At 68.1% G+C, this 20,349-nt stretch carries 19 protein-coding genes, 1 tRNA gene and 1 riboswitch; of the genes, 11 read left to right on the plus strand and 9 right to left on the minus strand.

The window, feature by feature from the left end; translation table 11 throughout:
* Positions 1-60: 60 nt before the first annotated feature.
* Positions 61-552, plus strand: coding sequence for a SigE family RNA polymerase sigma factor (locus tag SREC43747_RS0115925; RefSeq protein ID WP_037332260.1), 492 nt, complete (start codon positions 61-63; stop codon positions 550-552).
* Positions 549-1,574, plus strand: coding sequence for a WD40 repeat domain-containing protein (locus SREC43747_RS0115930; protein ID WP_029722307.1), 1,026 nt, complete (start codon positions 549-551; stop codon positions 1,572-1,574). Before SREC43747_RS0115925 ends, SREC43747_RS0115930 begins: the two co-directional genes overlap by 4 nt.
* 132 nt (positions 1,575-1,706) lie before the next feature.
* Here the strand turns inward: SREC43747_RS0115930 and SREC43747_RS0115935 are convergent, their stop codons facing one another.
* Positions 1,707-2,993 carry a hypothetical protein gene (locus SREC43747_RS0115935; protein WP_236623228.1) on the minus strand — a complete coding sequence of 429 codons (1,287 nt, stop codon included), beginning with the start codon at positions 2,991-2,993 and terminating at the stop codon, positions 1,707-1,709.
* A gap of 368 nt (positions 2,994-3,361) precedes the next feature.
* Between SREC43747_RS0115935 and SREC43747_RS0115940 the strand changes: the two genes are divergently transcribed.
* Both SREC43747_RS0115940 and SREC43747_RS0115945 read left to right on the plus strand, forming a co-directional pair.
* Positions 3,362-3,865 carry a DUF3145 domain-containing protein gene (locus SREC43747_RS0115940; protein WP_029722309.1) on the plus strand — a complete coding sequence of 168 codons (504 nt, stop codon included), beginning with the start codon at positions 3,362-3,364 and terminating at the stop codon, positions 3,863-3,865.
* Positions 3,866-3,920: 55 nt separating this feature from the next.
* Positions 3,921-4,472 carry a hypothetical protein gene (locus tag SREC43747_RS0115945; protein WP_236623229.1) on the plus strand — a complete coding sequence of 184 codons (552 nt, stop codon included), beginning with the start codon at positions 3,921-3,923 and terminating at the stop codon, positions 4,470-4,472.
* A 32-nt stretch (positions 4,473-4,504) separates the two neighbouring features.
* On the opposite strand, the gene SREC43747_RS0115950 is transcribed toward SREC43747_RS0115945, so the two are convergent.
* The 6 genes from SREC43747_RS0115950 to SREC43747_RS0115975 form a co-directional block, all read right to left on the minus strand.
* Complete coding sequence (locus SREC43747_RS0115950) at positions 4,505-5,860, minus strand: acyl-CoA carboxylase subunit beta (protein WP_269077825.1); 1,356 nt, start codon at positions 5,858-5,860, stop codon at positions 4,505-4,507.
* A 267-nt stretch (positions 5,861-6,127) separates the two neighbouring features.
* Positions 6,128-7,372, minus strand: coding sequence for a beta-ketoacyl-[acyl-carrier-protein] synthase family protein (locus SREC43747_RS0115955; protein ID WP_029722313.1), 1,245 nt, complete (start codon positions 7,370-7,372; stop codon positions 6,128-6,130).
* The gene (locus SREC43747_RS0115960) at positions 7,369-7,611 is read right to left on the minus strand and encodes an acyl carrier protein (RefSeq protein WP_029722314.1); all 243 of its coding nucleotides are present in this window, start codon (positions 7,609-7,611) and stop codon (positions 7,369-7,371) included. The genes SREC43747_RS0115955 and SREC43747_RS0115960 overlap by 4 nt, the downstream gene beginning before the upstream one ends.
* A gap of 53 nt (positions 7,612-7,664) precedes the next feature.
* Positions 7,665-8,648 (minus strand): beta-ketoacyl-ACP synthase III, encoded by a 984-nt coding sequence (locus tag SREC43747_RS0115965; RefSeq protein ID WP_051388082.1) that lies wholly within the window; start codon positions 8,646-8,648, stop codon positions 7,665-7,667.
* Positions 8,645-9,565, minus strand: a complete 921-nt coding sequence (locus tag SREC43747_RS0115970; protein ID WP_029722317.1) for an ACP S-malonyltransferase — start codon at positions 9,563-9,565, stop codon at positions 8,645-8,647. Before SREC43747_RS0115970 ends, SREC43747_RS0115965 begins: the two co-directional genes overlap by 4 nt.
* A 192-nt stretch (positions 9,566-9,757) precedes the next feature.
* The gene (locus tag SREC43747_RS0115975; protein WP_029722318.1) at positions 9,758-10,975 is read right to left on the minus strand and encodes a PucR family transcriptional regulator; all 1,218 of its coding nucleotides are present in this window, start codon (positions 10,973-10,975) and stop codon (positions 9,758-9,760) included.
* Positions 10,976-11,236: 261 nt separating this feature from the next.
* On the opposite strand from SREC43747_RS0115975, the gene SREC43747_RS0115980 reads away from it, so the two are divergent.
* Positions 11,237-11,812: a peptidoglycan recognition protein family protein gene (locus tag SREC43747_RS0115980; RefSeq protein WP_081722637.1), complete on the plus strand. Its 576-nt coding sequence runs from the start codon at positions 11,237-11,239 to the stop codon at positions 11,810-11,812.
* Here SREC43747_RS0115980 and SREC43747_RS0115985 read toward each other — a convergent pair.
* Entirely contained in the window at positions 11,809-12,051 is a 243-nt protein-coding gene (locus SREC43747_RS0115985; RefSeq protein ID WP_029722320.1) for a DUF3263 domain-containing protein, read from the minus strand. The genes SREC43747_RS0115980 and SREC43747_RS0115985 overlap by 4 nt on opposite strands.
* A 162-nt stretch (positions 12,052-12,213) precedes the next feature.
* Positions 12,214-12,347: riboswitch (FMN riboswitch) on the plus strand.
* Positions 12,348-12,428: 81 nt separating this feature from the next.
* Between SREC43747_RS0115985 and SREC43747_RS0115990 the strand changes: the two genes are divergently transcribed.
* Complete coding sequence (locus SREC43747_RS0115990; RefSeq protein ID WP_029722321.1) at positions 12,429-13,073, plus strand: nicotinamide mononucleotide transporter family protein; 645 nt, start codon at positions 12,429-12,431, stop codon at positions 13,071-13,073.
* 55 nt (positions 13,074-13,128) lie between these two features.
* On the plus strand, positions 13,129-14,406 hold the full coding sequence (locus SREC43747_RS0115995) for a M14 family metallopeptidase (protein WP_029722322.1): 1,278 nt from the start codon (positions 13,129-13,131) through the stop codon (positions 14,404-14,406).
* Positions 14,407-14,451: 45 nt separating this feature from the next.
* On the opposite strand, the gene aceE is transcribed toward SREC43747_RS0115995, so the two are convergent.
* The gene (aceE, locus tag SREC43747_RS0116000) at positions 14,452-17,229 is read right to left on the minus strand and encodes a pyruvate dehydrogenase (acetyl-transferring), homodimeric type (protein WP_037332267.1); all 2,778 of its coding nucleotides are present in this window, start codon (positions 17,227-17,229) and stop codon (positions 14,452-14,454) included.
* Between the two features lie 292 nt (positions 17,230-17,521).
* Between aceE and SREC43747_RS0116005 the strand changes: the two genes are divergently transcribed.
* The 4 genes from SREC43747_RS0116005 (at position 17,522) to SREC43747_RS21130 (ending at position 20,142) form a co-directional block, all read left to right on the plus strand.
* On the plus strand, positions 17,522-17,956 hold the full coding sequence (locus SREC43747_RS0116005) for a DUF3052 domain-containing protein (RefSeq protein ID WP_029722324.1): 435 nt from the start codon (positions 17,522-17,524) through the stop codon (positions 17,954-17,956).
* 111 nt (positions 17,957-18,067) lie between these two features.
* A complete protein-coding gene (locus tag SREC43747_RS0116010) occupies positions 18,068-18,532 on the plus strand; it encodes a peroxiredoxin (protein ID WP_029722325.1) in 465 nt (154 codons plus the stop codon).
* A gap of 84 nt (positions 18,533-18,616) precedes the next feature.
* A tRNA-Val gene (locus SREC43747_RS0116015) sits at positions 18,617-18,688 on the plus strand.
* Between the two features lie 227 nt (positions 18,689-18,915).
* The gene (locus SREC43747_RS21130; RefSeq protein ID WP_152528441.1) at positions 18,916-20,142 is read left to right on the plus strand and encodes a hypothetical protein; all 1,227 of its coding nucleotides are present in this window, start codon (positions 18,916-18,918) and stop codon (positions 20,140-20,142) included.
* Positions 20,143-20,349 lie beyond the last annotated feature (207 nt).

Here is a 20,349-nt window from a genome sequence, read left to right on the forward strand (position 1 = left end):
GGTGGTGCACCCGCGGCCGCACCCGATGGACCGCCAGCTGGACGCCACCGGCGGGCGGCCATGGATGAGTTGACGAGCAAGCTGACCGACCTTTACCAAGAGCACTACCGCCAACTGCTGAGAATCGCCGTACTGCTGGTGGACGACCGGGCTTCGGCAGAGGACATCGTGCAGGACGCCTACGTGCGGGTCTTCGACTCCCGAGCCCGCCTGCGCGATCCGGACAAGGCCTTATCCTTCTTGCGCCAGACGGTGCTGAACCGGGCGCGTTCACTGCTGCGCCGTCGGCGAGTTGCCCGGAAGTACCAGCCCAGACTTGCAGCCAAGGACGTCCAACCGGACAACACCGAGCGGGGAGTGCAGCGGGCTTTCCTGGCCGACGCGCTGGCGAAACTTCCCCGGCGGCAGCGCGAAGCAGTGGTATTGCGCTACTACGCCGACCTCAGCGAGGCACGCACCGCGGAGCTGATGGGCTGCAGCCAGGGCGCGGTCAAGTCGTACTGCTCGCGCGGGGTGGCTCGACTGTCCGATCTGCTCGGGGAGCGGGTGTGACCGACAGGAAGTTCACCGACGAGGAACAGGCACTGCGCGAGCAGCTGCACATGCTCGCCGATGACGTGGAGCCGCGGCCCGACGCCCTGCCCCGGATACTCGCCGCTGCCCGCCGTCGAAGAGCCGTGCCCAGACGGCCGCTGGCCGTCGTAGCAACAGCCGCGGCCGCGATGGCCGCAGTCTTCCTAGGCGCGAACCTGATCCCGCAGCAGAACACCCCCGAGCCGGTGAGCGTTCAACCGAACAGCTACCTGGCTGTGCTGCGCCCGGGCGTCATCGCTTCCTTCGACGTGCTGTCCGGGCAGCAGAACGGAGAATTCGGACGGATCCCGAATTCCCTGCCGCACCCCCTCACCGCATCCGGCGGCCGGATCTACGTCACCGCACCCGCCCCGGAGGGCACGCAGATCATCGAAGTCCTGCGCGGAGGACAGCAGCGAGCGCTGTACCGGTCGGACAGCGCAAGCCCCAAGCTGTCCGCCGCCGGCGGACGCCTGGCCATCACCGATCGCGATGCCGTCGTGGTCCTGGAGAACTCCGGGCAGCGGCGCATCCCCACACCCTCCGACGCACCGGTGCGGGACGTGGCGCTCGCCGCCGACGGAACCCTGGCGGTGCTGGGCGGCTCGACACCCCGCCCCGACATCTGGATCCTGCCGCCCGGCGCGAACAGCTTTGGCCAAGCCACCGAACTCGACGTGCCCAGCGGCTGCGGGGCACTGGCCATCACCTGGTCCGGACAGCGGTTGGCAGCCCTGCAACCGGTGGACTGCGCCTCCGGCCAGTACCGGGTCGCCGTGTTCGACCCGAAGAGCGGACGCCAGCTCAGCGGCGGAGCACCGTTCCACGCCGGGCTGCTGAACACCGAACAAGTCCAGTTGTCGGTGGACCAGCTCGGCAGATACCTGGTGTCCACCGGCCGGCAGCAGTGGCTGGTGGACGGTGCGAAGATCCGCCCGGTCCCGCGCGCCTGCGGGGAGAACGGCGCCTGCGCCAACGCGCCCGGCACCTTCTGGGAGTAGCAACCGCGGACACCCACCGCGCTCGCATCCCCGGAACCGTCCGATCAGAACAGTCGCTCCAGGACCGATCCCGGTGAGCAGCGGCGAACACCCGGCCCGGCCACCCCGGGCACCGGACCGCTGCCCGCGGAATCACTCCGACCGCCCGATCTCCAACCGCAACCCGCGTTCGGCCAACGACCGGAGGGACACGTCCGTTGGCTCGGAACTCCGCTGCGCCCACACCGCCTGCACGATCCTGACCTGGTTCCCGGTCCGCTCCACCGCTTGCGCGGCGTTGGCGAACTCCGCCGGCCCGCCCGGCCAACCGTGCCCATCAGCGACCAGATCGGTGATCCCGCCCGTGGTCGCCGAACTGGCCAACTCCTGCAGCTGCTGGGCACCGGCCTCATCAGCCGCCCAGACCACCGTCACCGCCACCGCCGCCGGCTCCCCGGAAACCCGGGTCGCGAAAACCGATCGGGACAAAGCGCGACAGGGGTGGTCGGTGAACCAGCGCTGCAGCTCGCCGTAGGAGTGCTCGGCGCACTCGCGCCCCGCCACCTCGGCCTTCTGCACGAACTCGATCCCGTCCACCCGCTGCACCGCCTGCTGCCGGTCCGACTCGGCCGGTGGTCGACCGGTCAGCGCGACCACCAACACGCCTGCCAACACCACCGCGGCAACAGCGGCGGCGATCAGCACCGGTAACCGCTTCACCCGAACGGCCGCAGGTCGCCGGTCGCGGACCTTCGGCAGCAGCACGGTGTCGGCGGTCGCCAAGTCCGGATCGTTGTCCCGCGGGAAACCTTCGCGCTCCAGCTCCTCGGCGGTGAGCTCGATCCGCTCGTCCAGCACCTTCAGCAACCGCTGCGCCGGCTCCACCGGGCAGGCGCGCTCGTAGGTGGCCAACTCGCGGGCCGCGGCGAGCAGCGACGTCGTGCTGGGGGAGAGCACCCGCAACCCGCGGTGCAGATCGGTGGTCGGCTGGGTGATCCGCCCTGCGTAGGGCCCCACCGCGACCACCGCGGCCACCGGCATCGGCTCCAGACCGCGGGACTGCAGGGCGCGCGCCAGCGCAGCTGCCGACTCCAGGGCCTCCAGCCCCGGATTGACCGCCCCTTCGGGACGCAGCAAGGGCCATTCGTCGGCCTTCCACGGGGTGCGCAGCGGCGCCTCCAGGTGCACCACCGGCTCCGGGAGATCGGTGCCCTGCACGACCACCACGCCGCGCGGCAGCACCATGACCGCGTCCAACTGGCGCGGGCAACCAGGCGGACGGCAGTTGAACACCGCGACCCCGCCCAAGACCGAGCACCCCTCGCCCCACGCGGCGACCGCGGCCCGGACATCCGCGCTGACCGCACTGGGGCCGCTGTCGTGCGAAGCCCCGTCTCCGGAGGCTTCCCGCGCATCGTCGTCAAGCCGCACCAGTCGCACGACAACCTCCAGTCCGGCAACACCAACTGCTCATGAGCACGTTAGCGGGAGCGCCCGATCAACACCGCCGAGTTGTCGAGGTCGCTTGTTCGGGTGGTATCGCTCGCTTGCCCACCAGCGGCCCCGGAACCGGGCAGCACGAACCGGAACCCGGGACGGCAGTGCATCGAGCAGCGATTTCGTCCTCGCAGGACAGGTGACGCGGCGCTCCGGTCAACACTTTTCACCCCGATGCGGGGCGGGAAAACCGGAAAAGCTCTTGTGGCGCGCCTCGCCACCTGCAATGCAAAATTACGCGGCAACTGGTTGACCGGGCTTGAGACGAGGTCGTAGGGGAAGACGTCCCTCGTCAAAAGCGGAGGTCAGCAGTGAGCAACCGTGGCAGCACCAGTGGCGTGATCTACGTCCACTCGTCGCCGTCTGCGGTCTGTCCGCACGTCGAGTGGGCGATCTCCGGCGCCCTCGGCGTGCGGACAGAACTGCGCTGGACAGCGCAACCAGCCGCCCCCGGGCAGCTGCGCGCGGAATGCGCGTGGACCGGTGAACCCGGAACCGGGGCGCGAGTGGTGTCGGCCCTCAGGGCGTGGCCCATGCTGCGCTTCGAGGTGACCGAAGACCCCAGCCCCGGGGTGGACGGGCAGCGGTTCTGCCACGTGCCCGGGCTCGGCTTGTGGAGCGCCTGCACCAGTGCGAACGGCGACATCGTGGTCAGCGAGGACCAATTGCGCGCGCTCGCTGCCGAAGCCCGCACCCCGGAGACGTTCAGCTACCGGGTCGACCAGCTGCTGGGCGCGGCCTGGGACGCCGAACTCGAACCGTTCCGCCACGCCGGCGACGGGGCCCCGGTCATCTGGCTGCACCGCGTGGGTTGATCAGCCGACCAGCCGCACCGGCAACGGTCGGCAGCCGATGTGCGAAGCTCATCACGTGGCTGCACGAACCTGGCTGAAGCGGGTTTTCCCGGCTGTTGTTGCTGTGCTGCTGGTCGGCGTCGCCGGCGGGCTCCTCGCCCGCAGCGCTTACCGGACGTCGGCCGGGGCTCCTGAGCAGACCTCCTCGACACCGCCTTCCTCCGGGATCACCTTCAGCCCGGACGCAGCCGCCCACCCCGACCACGAGCGCGTGCGCTGGTTGCTGGAAACCCACTTCAACGCGATCAACTTCCGGCAGTACGACACCTGGAAGACCACGGTGGTGCCGGAGAAGTGGCAAGAACTGCCCAGGGACAAGTGGATGCGGGAGTACCGCACCACCCGGGACAGCGACATCGTGGTGCACCGGATCGAGCCGGGCGACGGCAACTCCCTGCAAGTGCTGCTGACCTTCACCAGCACCCAGGACCCGGCGGACGCCCCGGCCGAGCTCCCGCTGGCCTGCGTGCGCTGGCAAGTGGTGTACTCCCTGGTGGACGCCCCGGCCGGAATCCGGTTGGACACCAGCAAACTGCCGGGCAACACCTTGGTCAGCCGGTGCGAGTGAGGGCGCCGCCGGAAGCGGCGCCCAGCGGGGGCTCAGAGCGGGATGTTGCCGTGCGATCCGCGACCGGCCGGGGCCCCGGCGAGCGCTTCGGCGATCTTCCGCCTGGTGGTGGCCGGGTCGATCACCTCGTCGACCACCCCGATCTGCAGTGCCCGGCCGACCCCGCCGGCCACCCGCTCGTGCTCCTCGACCAGCTTGGCCTGCAGGGCTTCGCGTTCTTCCGGCGGCGCCGCGGCCAAGGTCTTGCGGTGCAGGATGCCGACGGCGGCCTTCGCCCCCATCACCGCGACTTCGGCTTCCGGCCAGGCGAAGACCGCGGTGGCCCCCAGCGCTCGGGAGTTCATGGCGATGTACGCGCCGCCGTAGGACTTGCGGGTCACCAAGGTGACGCGGGGAACCACCGCCTCGCCGAAGGCGTGCAGCAGCTTCGCGCCGCGCCGCACAACACCGCCCCACTCCTGGTCGACCCCCGGGAGATACCCCGGCACGTCCACAACGACCAGGAGCGGAACGCCGAAGCTGTCGCACATCCGCACGAAGCGCGCGGCCTTCTCCGCGGAGAGCGAATCCAGGCAGCCGCCCTTCCGCAACGGGTTGTTGGCGATGACCCCGATGCTCCGGCCGCCCAACCGGCCCAGACCCACCACGATGTTCGGGGCCCACTTCGCCTGCAGCTCCTCGAACTCGGTGCTCCCGTCGGGATTGGAGTCCAGGATGGCCCGCAAGAGCGGTTTGACGTCGTAGGCCCGCTGCGGCCGGTCCGGCAGCAGCGCGCGCAGGTCCTGCTCGTCCTGCACCGAGTGCATGTCGAAAACACCCGGGTCGGCGAACAGGCCGGTCAGCCGGCGGGCTCGCCGGTAGGCGTCGGCTTCGTCCTCGGCCACGACGTGCACCACACCGGACTTCTTGCCGTGCGCCTCGACCCCGCCGAGCCCTTCCTGGTCGATCTGCTCGCCGGTGACGCTGCGCACCACGTCCGGACCGGTGACGAACACCCGGCCCGAAGGAGCCATGATCACCACGTCGGTGAGCGCCGGACCGTAGGCCGCGCCACCGGCGGCGGGGCCCACGACGACGGAGATCTGGGGGATCCGGCCGGAAGCGCGGATCATCGCGGCGAACATCTGGCCCATGCCGTCGAGGGATTCGACCCCCTCGGGAATGCGGGCCCCGCCGGAATGCCACACCCCGATCACCGGGCAGCGTTCGCGCACCGCCATGTCGATGGCATCGACGATGTGACGGCAGCCTTCAGCCCCCAAAGCGCCGCCCTTCTTGGTCGCGTCGCTGCAGTAGACGATGACTTTGACGCCACCGATGCGGCCGCGCACCGCCAGCATTCCGCTGTCGTCCCGCGGGTGCAGCGGGTCGATCGATCCGGCGTCCAACAATTGCTCGAGACGTACTGCAGGATCGCGTGAATCACGTTCTGCCTGCTCATTTTCCGGCCGGGTGGCCAAGGCAGTCATCTCGTACCTCCGAAAATTCGGGGTGGTTGCGGGCCGCACCGGCTGAATCGATTCGTTCTGCGGTGCGGACGACCGGGTGTGGGGTTTTCGGCACGAGCAGGGAAAGCGGCGGTATGAGCAGAAAATCAATTAATGCTCATACCGCCGTCCGTTTGCGGAAATCCCGCATTTCACGGGACCGGCCGGTCATTCCCTGGTAAAGGCGAGTGCAACGTTGTGCCCGCCGAAACCAAAGGCGTTGTTGAGAGCAGCGGACTGCTCGACGTACCGAGGCTTGTCCGCCACCACGTCGAGTTCGACCTTCGGGTCGAGCTGTTCGAGATTGCGGGTGGCCGGAATGATGCCGTGGTGCAGCGACAGGATCGTCACGATGCTCTCCACCGCACCAGCACCGCCCACCAGGTGGCCGAGCGAGCCCTTCGGGGCGGTGACCGCGACGCCGTCACCCAGCGCCTTGCGGATGGAGTTGGCCTCGCCCACGTCACCGACCACGGTGGAGGTGGCGTGCGCGTTGACGTGACCGATGTCCGAAGGCTGCAGCTCCGCGGTCCGCATCGCCAGCTTCATCGCGTTGATCTGGCCGATGCCGTCCGGGTGGCTGCCGGTGATGTGGTAGGCGTCCGAAGTGATGCCCACCCCGGCCAACCGGCCGTAGATGCGCGCACCGCGGGCCTTGGCGTGCTCCTCGCTCTCCAGCACCACCACGCCGGCGCCTTCGCCCATCACGAACCCGTCGCGGTCGGCGTCGAACGGTCGAGAAGCGGCCTCCGGGTCGTCGTTGCGGGTGCTCAGCGTCCGGGCCTGGGCGAACCCGGCGATGGTGATCGGCGCGATGCAGGCCTCAGCACCACCGGCCACCACCACGTCGGCCAGCCCCTGCCGGATCATGTCCCAGCCCTTGGCCAGCCCCTCGGCACCCGAGGCGCAGGCCGAGGCGGGGGTGTGCACCCCGGCGCGGGCCCGCAGCTCCAAGCTGACCATCGCGGCCGGCCCGTTGGGCATCAGCATCGGGACGGTCAGCGGGGAGACCTTGCGGATCCCGTCCTTCTCCATCGCGTCGTCCTGGGCCAGGAGCGTCAGCGGACCACCGATGCCCGTCCCGATCGACACCCCGAGGCGTTCCGGTTCGACCGGTTCGCTGTCCTTGGTGGGCAGTTCGAAACCGGCGTCCGCCCAGGCCTCCCGGGCGGCGATGACCGCGATGGCCTCGCACCGGTCCATGCGCCGCAACTGCACCCGAGGCAGCACTTCGCTCGGTTCCACGGCCAGCGGGGCGCCGAGCTTGGCCGGGAGGTCGTGCTCCTCGACCCAGTCGGCCTCCAGCCTCCGCACCCCGGTCCGGCCGTTGATCACTCCGTCCCAAGTGGACGCGACGTCACCACCCAGCGGTGTCGTCGCGCCCAGGCCGGTAATGACGACGTTCACGGTCATTTGTTCTTGGTGATGTAATCCACCGCATCACCGACGGTCTTGAGGTTGGCCAGCTCATCGTCGGGAATCTTGACGCCGAACTTGTCCTCGGCCTGCACAGCGATCTCCACCATCGACAGCGAGTCGATGTCCAGGTCGTCGACGAACGACTTGTCGATGGTCACCTCGGAGGCGTCGACCCCGGCGACCTCCTCGACGATCGCGGCGAGGCCGTTGACGATGTCCTCGTTGCTGCTCACGGATTCGTTCCTTTCTTTCGCTGTTCAAGCCGCGCGGACGCGGCAGTGGGTGGTCAGGGGCACACAGCGACCTGGGCGGCGTAGGACAGCCCGGCACCGAACCCCACCAGCAGCATCACATCACCGCTGGAGATCTCTCCGGCACCCCGCATGTGGTCGATGGCCAGCGGGATGGACGCGGACGACGTGTTGCCGGAGTAGACGATGTCACGGGCGACGACCAAGTCGTCACGCGCGCCCTGGCTCTTGAGCTTGCGGGCGATGGCCTCCACGATCCGCAAGTTCGCCTGGTGCGCAACCAGAACATCCACATCGGACAGCTGGAGCCCGGCGAGTTCCACCGCTTTGGCCGCCACCGGGGCGATCTTCGTCGTGGCCCACCGGAAGACCGACTGGCCCTCCTGGAAGATGTACTTGTTGTCCCGCAGGTAGATGGTGTCCACCAGGTCACCGGCGCTGCCCAGGTGAGCTGGTCCGATCTCCGGCTGGTCGGTGGCGGTCACCACCGCGGCACCCGCACCGTCGGCGAAGATGATGCAGTTCGCCCGGTCCTGCCAGTCCAACCAGTCCTGCAGCCGCTCCGAACCGATGATCAGCACGTTGCGCGCCGCGCCGGACCGGATGTAGTTGGTGGCGGTGGACAACGCGTAGACGAACCCGGCGCAGGCGGTGTTGAGGTCGAACGCCGTCCGCGCCTTGATGCCGATCCGGTCGGCGACCTGGGCCGCCGCGTTCGGGATCGGCCCGGGCATCGTGCACGTCGCCACGATCACGGTGTCGATGTCGGCCGGGGCCAGTCCGGAGTCGGCGATCGCCTTGGAACCGGCCTCGACCGCCATGCTCACCACGGACTGGTCGTCGTCGGCGAGCCGGCGGTGCACGATGCCCACTCGCTGCCGGATCCACTCGTCACTGGTGTCCACCAGCTTCGCCAGGTCGTCGTTGGTGACGACGCGGTTGCCTTGGGTGCTGCCGAAACCCAGCAGCCTGGCGCCAGCGGCCGGAGCGAGCTGGCTGATGGTCGGTCGGGTGCTCACGCGTTGCTCTCCAGCAGTTCAGCCACTTTGTCCAGATCGTCAGGCGTCTTCAACGGCACCGCCTTGACCCCCTTGAGCTCGCGCCGCACCAGGCCTGACAGCGTGCCCGCGGGCGGGAACTCCACGACTGCCCGCACACCCCGCTCCGCCAAGGTGGCCATGCAGCTGTCCCAGCGGACCGGGCTGGTCACCTGGGAGACCAAGCGGTCGACGATCTCGTCGCCTGCGGACACCACCGCGCCGTCGGCGTTGGACAGCAGCGGCAGCTCGGCGTCCTTGGCGGTGATCTTCTCCGCATGCTTGGCGAGCGCTTCCCGGGCCGGCGCCATGAACCGGGTGTGGAACGCCCCCGCCACCGGGAGCGGCCGCACCCGAGCGCCCTCCGGGGGCTGCTCGGCGAGTTCGGCCAGCGCCTCCTGCGGACCAGCGGCAACGATCTGACCAGCACCGTTGCGGTTCGCCGGGTCCAAGCCCAGCTTCTCCAGGGCCGCCACGACCGCGTCGGGATCACCGCCCAGCACGGCGGACATCCCCGTGGGCTGCAGCGCGCACGCCGCCGCCATCTCCCGGCCGCGCACGGCTGCGAGCGCGACCGCGTCGTCGAAGCTCAACGCCCCGGCCACGGCCGCGGCGGCGAGCTCTCCGACGGAGTGACCGGCCACCGGTGTGCCAGCGGGAATCGCCACCCGGCGCTGCAGTTCCTCGGCGGCGATCAGCGACAGCGCGACCACCAGGGGCTGGGTCACCGCGGTGTCCTTGATCTCCTCGGCGTCCGCCGTCGTGCCGAGCCGGACCAGGTCCAGCTCGACCAGCTCGGACCAAGCGGCCAGCCGCTGCTCGACACCGTCGAGTTCGAGCCAGGGTTTGAACATCCCAGGGGTTTGCGACCCCTGACCGGGAGCTAGAAGGGCGATCACCCTTGCTACTGAACACGTCCGGAGCCGATCTCTGTGATGCTGGCGCGGACGAAGTCCAAAGCACAATTTTGTGCATGTCCTACAACAGGTTGCGGAGAGCTGATCGCTGATCCGCGTTCGAGTTGTCGCCCGTGCCAAATCCGTGACCGCGTGGTTGACGGGCGGTGAATCCCCTCCCGCGGGGGAGGACGCTCACCAAAGCCCTCGTGACTTGGCCAATCGACCGATCGCCAGACCCACCCGCAGCACGTGCGCGTCGCGGGCGTTGGAAGGGCTGCGGCCGGTCAACTCGGCGACCCGGCGCAGCCGGTAGCGGACCGTGTTGGGGTGGACGTACAACTGCCGAGCGCAGTTCTCCAACACCCCGCCGGCCTCCAGGTAGGTGTCCACAGTCTCCATCAGCGAACCGCCCGCATCCACCAGCGGCAGCACGATCCGCTCGACGAGCAGCCGCTCCGCTTCCGGATCACCGGCCAAGGCGCGTTCCGGCAACAGGTCGATGGAGGAGACCGGGCGGGGCGCGGCCGGCCAGGCAGCCACCGCGCGCAGCGCGGACATCGCGTCCGCCGCGGATCGGTGGGCCTCCGCCAGCGTGTCCACCGTCGGGCCCACCACCACCGGGCCTTCCCCGAACGCTTCGGAGAGCTTGCTGGCGATGTCCTGGTCGCTGGAGCTGCGCTGGTTCCCGCTGCCGTAGACCACCACCAGCCGGGTGCCCTGCACGCCGAGCAGCACCGGGCAACCGGCCCGGGCGGCGCGGCTGCGGACCTCGTAGACCACCTTCGGCGGGTCTTCGGAAGGCGAGTTGCCGACCAGCACGGTCGCCGGCGACGAAGGTTCCCACCCCAGCGCGGCGGCCCGGGAGAGCAAGGACTCCTCGGCGTCACCACGCACGATGCCGTCGACCACGAGCGCTTCCAGCCGGGCGTCCCAGGCGCCGCGGGCCTCGGCGGCCGCCGCGTAGGAGGTGGCGGCGGCGAACGCGACTTCCCGGGTGTACCGCAGGATCGCCTCGGTCAGCAGGGTCCGCTCGGCCTCCCCGTCGGCGAGCTCCGGCAGCTGCTGCTCGAAGACGTCGATCGCGGTCCGCACCATCTCCAGGGTCTGGCGCAGACTGACCCAGCGGGAGAGGTCCCTCGGGGCCGACCGGAACGCTTCGGCGGTCAGCCGGATGGCTTCGGTGGGGTCCTGCAACCAGGAGACGAAGTTGGCCGCCCCGGTCTGGGCCACCAGCAGCACGCTCGCCCGCTGGTCGGCTGACAACCGGCGGAACCAGGGAAGCCGCTGCTCCATGGCCGAAACGCTCGCACTGGCCAAACCGCCGGACGCCCGTTCCAGCCGGTGCAGGGTGGAGGGGGAGAGCTCCCGCTGCGCGCGCATGTCGAGATCACCTGCGCGTTCGGTATCCATGCCCCCAGAATCGCACGCCGGGTTCTTCCCCCGTCCCGGTCTGCCGAGCGGGTGTGGTCGCTCACAGTCCGCCGCGGTCGTTGGTCCCCGGTCCCGCGGCAGCGGCGGGCACCACTGGTGCTTCCCGGTGAGCGGGGCGGCCTTCGGGGCTCACCCCGTAGCCGGTTTTTCGGACATTTCATGCGTTCGGTTGTCGATGTTGTTCCCGTTCCCCGGCACTCTGCTGCTACCGACGGCGATTTCTCCGGGATGTGATCAGAGATGGCACTACCGCTCGACTGGTTGGCGGACGTGTTGCGGAAAACGGGGCTCACCGTGCACGAAGTCCCCGGTTGGCAGCAGCGCACCGCGGATTCGGGACCGCAACCGGAGCCGGTGGGGGTGCTGCTGCACCACACCGCCTACTACGCCTCCGCCGAGGATCCGGCTCCCACCTTGCAGATGTGCATCAACGGGCGGCCCGGGTTGGCAGGGCCGCTGTGCCACGCACTGATCGGGTTCGACGGCGCGGTGCACGTGATCGCCGCCGGGAGAGCCAACCACGCCGGGCAAGCCATCGAATCGGGGCCTGTTCCGGCCGGGGACGGGAACGTTCTCTACGTCGGTTTCGAGCTCGACTACCAAGGGGTGGAGCAGGCGCCGAGCGAAGCGCAGTACGAGGCGGCCCTGCGCGCCGCGGGGGCCGTGCTCGAGCGCTTGGGGCAGCCGGCGGACGCTTGTCGAGGGCACCGGGAGACCAGCGCGACGAACAAGATCGACCCGGGCTACATCGATCTCGACCGGTTCCGGACGAAGATCGCCGCCGCTCGGGCAGCAGCGATCCGAGCAGCGCGTTAAGCGGTCTTCCTGGCCTGGCCGCTGCGGCGTCGTGCCCGGGCGTCGCGGACCCGCTGTAATCGCTTGACCAGGGCCGGCTGCAGCCGCATGGCCTCCGGGTCGTCCAACAGCTGGTTGAGGCGCTGGTAGTAGCGGGTGAGCGAGAGCCCGAACTGCTCCTGGACAGCCCGTTCCTTGTTGCCCGGGTAGCGCCAGTGCTCGTTCTCGAAGGCCAGGATGGCGCGGTCGGTGTCGTTCATCCTTGCGTGCCCTCCCGTCCGTTGGTCGCTGTTGGCAGTCTACCCCCGAACACCCACGCCATTCGACCGCCTGTTCGAAAGCGATGTGCTGTGATAACCGGCACACATCCCTGAGTTGGGCGGCGCGACCAGCCAGGATGTATTTCGACACGTGAACGAGTCGTGCGCTCCGGGGCTCGGTGGAAGTCCGAACCGGCGGTGACAGTCCGCGACCCGGCGCCCTCGCGCTCGAGGCGCCGGCCGACCCGGTGGAATTCCGGGACCGACGGTGAAAGTCCGGATGGGAGGAAGCGCACGGGCAGCCGCGCACGCCTGCAGGCCAGGTGTGCGCGCCAGCCCGCTCGCCCCCGGCGCACCCGAGGCTGGGGGAGGCCAGCATGGGAGCTTTCGCCGACTGGGCGCTCAACAGCGGGATCACCGTTCTCGGGCAGCGCATCTCCTGGGCCGAACTGGTCGGCCAGCTCTGCGCGCTCGCAGTGGTGTTCCTGGCGGAGCGGCGTTTCATCGCCACCTGGCCGGTGCAGGTGTGCGCCACCGTCCTGCTGTTCACCGTCTACACCGCCGCCAGTCTCGGCGGCCTGGCGATCCGCCAAGTGGTCATCCTCGCCATCTCGATCTACGGCTGGTGGGCCTGGAAGCACCGTGCCGACCCGGCTTTCGGCGTGGTCATCCGCAAGGCCACCGGCGCCGAACGACTCGCGCTGATCGGGATGCTGGCGGCCGGAACAGCCGCGTTCGCCCTGCTGCTGCAGGCCCTGAACGCCTCCTGGGCGCCCTGGCCGGACGCCTGGATCTTCGTCGGCACGGTGATGGCGTTCTGGGCCCAAGGTCGGGGCCTGGTGGAGTTCTGGTTGATCTGGCTCGCCGTCGACGCGGTCGGAGTGCCGCTGCAAATCGCCTCCGGCCTGTGGTTCAGCGCTGCGATCTACGTGGTGTTCGCAGCCGTGGTGCTCCACGGCTGGTGGTCGTGGAACCGCACGGCACAGCGGCAAAAGCAGGAAAGCATAGCGGCAAACGGCTGACTGGTCGCGGTGGGACTCCTGAGCGATGCTCATCGGCATCGTGAAAGGAGAGTCCATGCCGCACTACGCTCGACTCGCCGCTGCTGCAACCATGTTGGGCGCTCTGCTGGTGGCCCCGGCGGGCCACGCCCAGCCCGATGCCCCGCCGGAAACCGGATTCGAGCAGTCCAATGGGGCCAGATGGACCACCCCGGAGGAGGAAACCGGGTTCCTGGAAACCATCGCCGCGGCCAACCCGGAAGTGTCAGTGCAGCAGATCGGCACCACTCTGCAGCACCGCCCGCTCCGGTTGGTCCGATTGGGAGCCCACCACTCACCGTCCACAGTGCTGTTCGTGTGCTCCCAGCACGGTGACGAGCCGTCCGGGCGGGAAGCCTGCTTGAGCACCATCCGCGACCTCGCCTACTCGGAAGACCCGCAGGTCGCGGAGCTGCTGCGCACCACGACCGTGCTGTTCGTGCCGACGGCCAACCCGGACGGGCGAGTGGCCGACACCCGGGGGAACGCGGTCGGCACCGACATCAACCGGGACCACATCACCCTGGAATCCCCGGAGGCCAGGGCCATCGCCCGCGTCGTCCGCGAGCACCAGCCGGACATCGTGCACGACCTGCACGAGTACACCGGGGAATCGCCCTACTACGACAAGGACGTGCTCGCCCTGTGGCCGCGGAACCTCAACACCGCGGAACCGGTGCACGACGCGGCCCGCGCGCTGTCCGAGGAGCACGTCCGCCCCGCGGTGGAAGGAGCCGGCTTCACCAGCGGGGTCTACGGGATCTGGACCGACCCGCAAACCGGTGAACCCATCAAGCAGGTGGCCGGCGACGGCCAGGAACGCATCCTGCGCAACACCATCGGGGTGAAGAACGCGCTGGGCCTGCTGGTGGAAACCCGGCAGATCCCGTTGAGCGGGGAAGAGCAGAACGACCCGGCGGTCAACAACCGGCGACGGGTCGACTCCCACCTGGTCGCGGTGCAGGCGACCCTGCGGATGCTCGTCGAACACCGCGCGGAGATCGAGCGGGCGACCACCGAGGCCCGACTGGCCGGGCTGCGCAACGAAGGACCGGTGTACTTCGGCGGGGCCGACAACGAGCCACCCGCCCCGGGGGACGTGGAGAACAACCCGCCGTGCGGCTACCGGCTCACCGGCGAGCAGTACACCCAGGTCGCCGACAAACTCCAGCTGCACGACGTGCGCACCCTCCCGGACGAGAACGGCGGGCGCTACGTGCCGATGCGGCAACCGGCCCGGTCGCTGGTCCCGCTGCTGCTCGACAAGCGAGCCGAATTCCACCTCACCGAGGCGGAACCGGTGTCCTGCCAGTAGCGGCCCCGGTGGGCGGGAAACCGGAGCCGCCCGCCCACCGTCCGCTCAGCTCCCTTCCGGATCCCCGGCCTGCCCCGCGGCGGCTTGCGGATCGTCCAACCGGTACCGCGCCACCGCCGACGCCACCGTCGACCGATCGACCCGACCGGCCCGGGCCAGCGCGCTCAACGTCGCCACCACCGCGGCCTCGGCGTCCACCAACAGCACCCGCCGGGCGGCCGGCCGGGTGTCGGAGAAACCGAAACCATCGGTGCCCAGGCTGACCATGTCCTTCGGCACCCACGGACGGATCAGGTCGGGAACGGCCCGCATCCAGTCGCTCACCGCCACCACCGGCCCCTCGGCCTGCTGGAGAGCCCGGGTCACGTGCGGTACCTGCGGCTCGGCCTCGGGGTGGAGCAGGTTGTGCCGGTCCGCCTCCTCGGCTTCCCTGCGCAGCCGCGACCACGAGGTCGCCGACCACACGTCGGCCAGCACACCCCACTCCTCGGCGAGCATCTCCTGGGCTCTGAGCGCCTCCGGCAGGATCACCCCCGAAGCCAGGATCTGGGCCCGCGGCCCGTCGCCCTCCGGGGCGGGGCGGTACCGGTACAGGCCGCGCAGCAGCGCCTCCACGTCCAGGTCCTCCGGCTCCGGCGGCTGCTGGTACGGCTCGTTGTAGAGGGTGAGGTAGTAGAACACGTCCTCGGGGTTCTCCCCGTACATCCGCTGCAGCCCGTCCTGGACGATGTGGGAGATCTCGAACGCCCAGGCCGGGTCGTAGGCCACCACCGCCGGGTTGGTGGCCGCCAACAGCTGGGAGTGCCCGTCGGCGTGCTGCAGCCCCTCACCGGTCAGCGTGGTGCGCCCCGCGGTGGCCCCCAGCAGGAAGCCCCGGGCCATCTGGTCACCGGCCGCCCACAGGTTGTCGCCGGTGCGCTGGAACCCGAACATCGAGTAGAAGATGTAGATCGGGATCATCGGCTCGCCGTGCGTGGCGTAGCTGGTGCCGGCCGCGATGAACGAAGCGCTCGAGCCGGCCTCGTCGATGCCCTCGTGCAGGATCTGCCCCTGCTCGCTCTCCCGGTAGGCCAGCATCAACTGGTAGTCCACCGGGGTGTAGAGCTGGCCGAGCGGGTTGTAGATCTTCTGGGACGGGAACATCGAGTCCATCCCGAAGGTGCGGGCCTCGTCCGGGATGATCGGCACCAGCCGCGGCCCGATCTCCGGGTCCTTGGCGAGGTCCTTGAGCAGCCGGACGAACGCCATCGTGGTGGCCACGTTCTGCTTGCCGGAGCCGCGCCGGACCGCCTCGTAGACCTTGTCCCCGGGCAGCACCAGTGGCCGGGACTTGACCCGCCGCTCCGGCAGGTACCCGCCGAGACGGCGGCGCCGCTCCTTCATGTACTGGATCTCCGGGGCGTCCTCGCCCGGGTGGTAGTAGGGCGGCAGGGACGGGTCCTTCTCCAGCTCCTCGTCGCTGATCGGGATCCGCAGGCTGTCCCGGAACAGCTTCAGGTCGTCCAGGGTCAGCTTCTTCATCTGGTGGGTGGCGTTGCGGCCCTCGAAGTGCGGGCCCAGCCCGTAGCCCTTGATGGTCTTGGCCAGGATCACGGTGGGCTGGCCGTGATGCTCGGTGGCCGCCTTGTAGGCCGCGTAGATCTTGCGGTAGTCGTGCCCGCCGCGGCGCAACCCCCAGATCTCCTCGTCGCTGAGGTTCTTCACCAGGTCCTTGGTGCGGGGGTCGCGGCCGAAGAAGTGCTCGCGCACGTACGCGCCGTCGTTGGCCTTGTACGTCTGGTAGTCCCCGTCGAGGGTGTTGTTCATCAGGTTGACCAGCGCGCCGTCGCGGTCGGCGTGCAGCAGGGCGTCCCACTCCCGGCCCCAGATGACCTTGATGACGTTCCAGCCGGCGCCGCGGAAGAACGCCTCCAGCTCCTGGATGATCTTCCCGTTGCCCCGCACCGGGCCGTCCAGCTGCTGCAGGTTGCAGTTGACCACGAACGTCAGGTTGTCCAGGGCCTCGTTGGCGGCCACGTGCAGCAGGCCGCGGGACTCGGGCTCGTTCATCTCCCCGTCGCCGAGGAACGCCCACACCCGTTGCTGGCTGGTGTCCTTGATGCCGCGGTCGTGCAGGTAGCGGTTGAAGCGGGCCTGGAAGATCGCGTTCATCGGCCCGAGCCCCATGGACACCGTGGGGAACTCCCAGAACCACGGCAGCAGCCGGGGGTGCGGGTAGGAGGGGAGCCCACCTCCGGGGCCGGCGTGCGAGTACTCCTGGCGGAAGCCGTCGAGCTGGTGCTCGGTGAGCCGGCCTTCCAGGAACGCCCGGGCGTAGATGCCCGGGGCCGCGTGGCCCTGGATGAACAGCTGGTCGCCCCCGCCGGGGTGGTCCTTGCCGCGGAAGAACCAGTTGAAGCCGACCTCGTAGAGGCTGGCGCTGGAGGCGTAGGAGGAGATGTGCCCGCCGACACCGATCCCGGGCCGCTGCGCCCGGTGCACCATCATCGCGGCGTTCCAGCGCATCCAGGCGCGGTAGCGGCGTTCGGTCTCCTCGTCACCGGGGAACCAGGGCTCCTGCTCGGTGGGGATGGTGTTGACGTAGTCGGTGTTGGTCAGCGAGGGAACGCCGACACCGCGCTCGCGAGATCGTTCCAGCAGCCGGAGCATGAGGTAGCGGGCGCGCTGCTGGCCCGAATTGGAGACCACTGCGTCGAAGGACTCCAGCCATTCCTGGGTCTCCTCCGGGTCGATCTCCGGGAGGTGCGCGGTGTGACCGTCACGGATCACCCGCACCCGTTGTGCGGGGCGGCTGCCGTTGACGTCGTTGTTGAGCGGGGACACGGGTGGCTCCTCGACTGCGTCGTGGTTGGGTCGCGCTTCACATGGTGATGTCCAACACGCCCATAGTCGCGCATTTCCGGCCGGTATGTGCATGAGCACCGGAGACGCCCGCTGCCGGTACTGTTCGCGACGCCGATCGCCGTCTACAGTCGATTTCACCTACTGCTGCGGCGTGTCGCGTCGTCAGCAGTTGCGCTGGTGGCGGTTGGCAGTGTTCGCTATCGGCCAGGCCTTGGAAATCCAGGTGGGGCCAGTTGGTCGCACCAATTGCATTGGAGGAGTGAGAAGAACCGTGGTCGCCGCGGGAGACGCCGGCAAAGGCGAGGTCGACGTCGCCGACAGGCTCGATATCGAGCCGGACATGGTAGTCCAGGAACTGGGCTGGGATGAGGATGTCGATGACGATGTCCGGGCCGCTATCGAGGAGCGTTGCGGTAGCGACCTGCTCGATGAAGATGCCGACGAAGTGGTCGACGTGGTGCTGCTGTGGTGGCGGGACGACGATGGCGACTTGACGGACACGCTTCTCGATGCCATGACACCGCTGTCCGACGACGGGGTCATCTGGGTGCTCACCCCGAAGACCGGGCGCGAGGGCTATGTCGAGCCCAGTGACATTGCGGAAGCGGCATCGACAGCCAACCTGGCCCAGACGGCGAGCGTGAGCGTCGGTGAGGGCTGGCTGGGCACCCGGCTCGCGTACCGGCGGGCCAAAGCCCGGCGCTGAGGGCCTGGTGGACGAGCGCGTCCGTGGGTGCTGGCGGTGACCGGTGCCCACGGATGTTTCTTCGGTGTAGGTTCGGCCTTGCAAGGTCACATCGAAGGAAGGGTGCGATCCATGGCGGTCGAGGTCGGTGCGCAGGCGCCGGACTTCACGTTGCCGGACTACAACAAGCAGCAGGTCTCGCTGGCTGACTTCCGCGGGAAGAAGAACGTGCTGCTGGTCTTCTACCCGTTCGCGTTCAGCGGTATTTGCCAGGGCGAGCTCTGCCAGGTCCGGGATGACTTGGCCGACTTCCAGAACGACAACGTCCAGGTCATCGGCGTGTCGGTGGACACCCCGTTCGCGCTGAAGGCGTGGGCGGACCAGCAGGGGTACACCTTCCCGCTGCTCTCGGACTTCTGGCCGCACGGTGAGGTCGCCAAGGCCTACGGCGTGTTCAACGAGCAGGCGGGAATGGCGCTGCGCGGGACCTTCCTGATCGACAAGGAAGGCATCGTCCGGTTCACCGAGGTGAACCAGCCGGGCGAGCCGCGTGACCAGGGTGTTTGGAAGAAGGCGCTGGCCGAGCTCGGTGAGTGACGAGCCGGTTGCCAGGCTGCAGCGGCCTGCCGGTAAAGTAGTCCCGGTGATCCAGACGGGCGCCGCCGGTCGGCTGCTGCCCAAGGGCGCATAGCTCAGCGGAAGAGCACTTGCCTTACAAGCAAGGGGTCGCTGGTTCGAACCCAGCTGCGCCCACCGCGGACGCTGTCTCTTGAGAAAACAGGCTTTTTCCAGCTAATGCATGCATTGCCACACCGCGCACAACTGGGCGAGAACCTGGCCTCCTGAGGATCAGTGGATGCTCATCTGCGACTCCAGCAGTGCCCTGAAGCGCGGGAACAAGTCCCATCGCCGTCAAGATCTGCATCTTGACGGCGCGCTGGTTCGCCGACTGACTTGAGGCTGCAGTTCTGCTTGTCCTCGTGAGCGCTGACGTCGGTGACTGGATTACCGCTATTGGAGATGCAAGCCGTCGTCAGACAGTGGTCAATTCGTGGTATGGGCTCATTGAGCATTTGGCATTCGGGCTAATTCTGCAAAAAGAACCTCCTGTCATCAGCCACTTGGCCACTACACTCGGCAATGATCAGTTACTGAGTGTGAGGTGCGCCTTGACCGTTGTCGGACCCCAAAGCAACTCGGAGCGGCCTGAGCGCGATGAGGATGCGATCGCCGAAGAGCAGGAATCTCCAGTGGAGCCGATCTCAGCGCAAGGTCATGCGGATATTGAGCCGGAAAAGTCGGCGGCACAGTTGCCGGAAATGAACTCGGTTAAGCGGCATCCGCCGCGACCTCCGTGGACGCGTCGAAACTTCTTTATTGCTGCGGGAACACTAGCAGTCGGAGCCGTTGGTCTATGGTACCCGCATCAAACAAATGAACGCGAAGAAGAAAAAGAGGCTCGTGAACGCGAAAAACACAATTACGAATTCCCGCCGCAAAGTGGGCCTGCCGTCCAAATCAACCGGGTATATCCTTCCGATTGGACGCCGAACTGGGAGCTCATATATGCTCTGCCGAAATCGTCTTCCCCGGAAGATTTCTTAAATGTCGAAAATGTTGTTTCTCGAATTATTGAATCAGGGGGTGCCTGGTGTGGTCGTATGGCGGTGTGGATCGTCCTGGAGAGCTTGCGGCGATCCGTCATCATCCATCGTGTCGGCGTTGAAGTTCGTCGACTAGGGCCTCCGATGACGGGTACGTTGTATCGACCGCTTGCTATAGGAGGTGGCGCAGAAGAGAGCGAGTACCTACTGGGAGGTGTTAATCTCGACGCGCCACGGCCAACGGTGCGTTCTCTCGACGAGGAGTTCATTTATTCGGACTCCCTGGAGGAATATACCGAAAAAGTTCGGAATCCGTTGCCGCTCGGCGTTCCATTTCCTGGTAAACAAGTCCTGCTTGGTCCGCATGATCAAGTAACCATTTTGATAGAAGCGGAAGCTCGAAACGGTAGTTACGAATGGTGGCCCTTCCTCGAGCTCCTCGCCGACGGCGAGGGGAAAACAGAAAAAGTTACCGCGCCACTTCCGCTTAGAGTCACCGCCCCTGCCGACTCGTACTCGTCTGTCCTCCGCGAAGAACCCGATGACGAGGGTAACTTTTATGTGGTGCCAGACGTGTACGACAACCTGATTTTCTGGCGGTGATATTGAATCCCGTGAGCATTCGTCCGTTGATCTGAAGTGCTCCGCCGGTGTGATCTGATTGGCCGTATGCCCTGGCACGACTATCTAGATGTTGCCCCATACCCACCATCCGAGGAGTGTCGGTCCCACAGCCCGCCCGATTTCGGGTGATCGTTCACTGTTCGACGCTGAGCAGTGCTCGTGGCCTCCTAGGTAGCGAGGTAGCAC

The organism is Saccharopolyspora rectivirgula DSM 43747 (assembly GCF_000497205.1).
GTDB lineage: Bacteria > Actinomycetota > Actinomycetes > Mycobacteriales > Pseudonocardiaceae > Saccharopolyspora > Saccharopolyspora rectivirgula.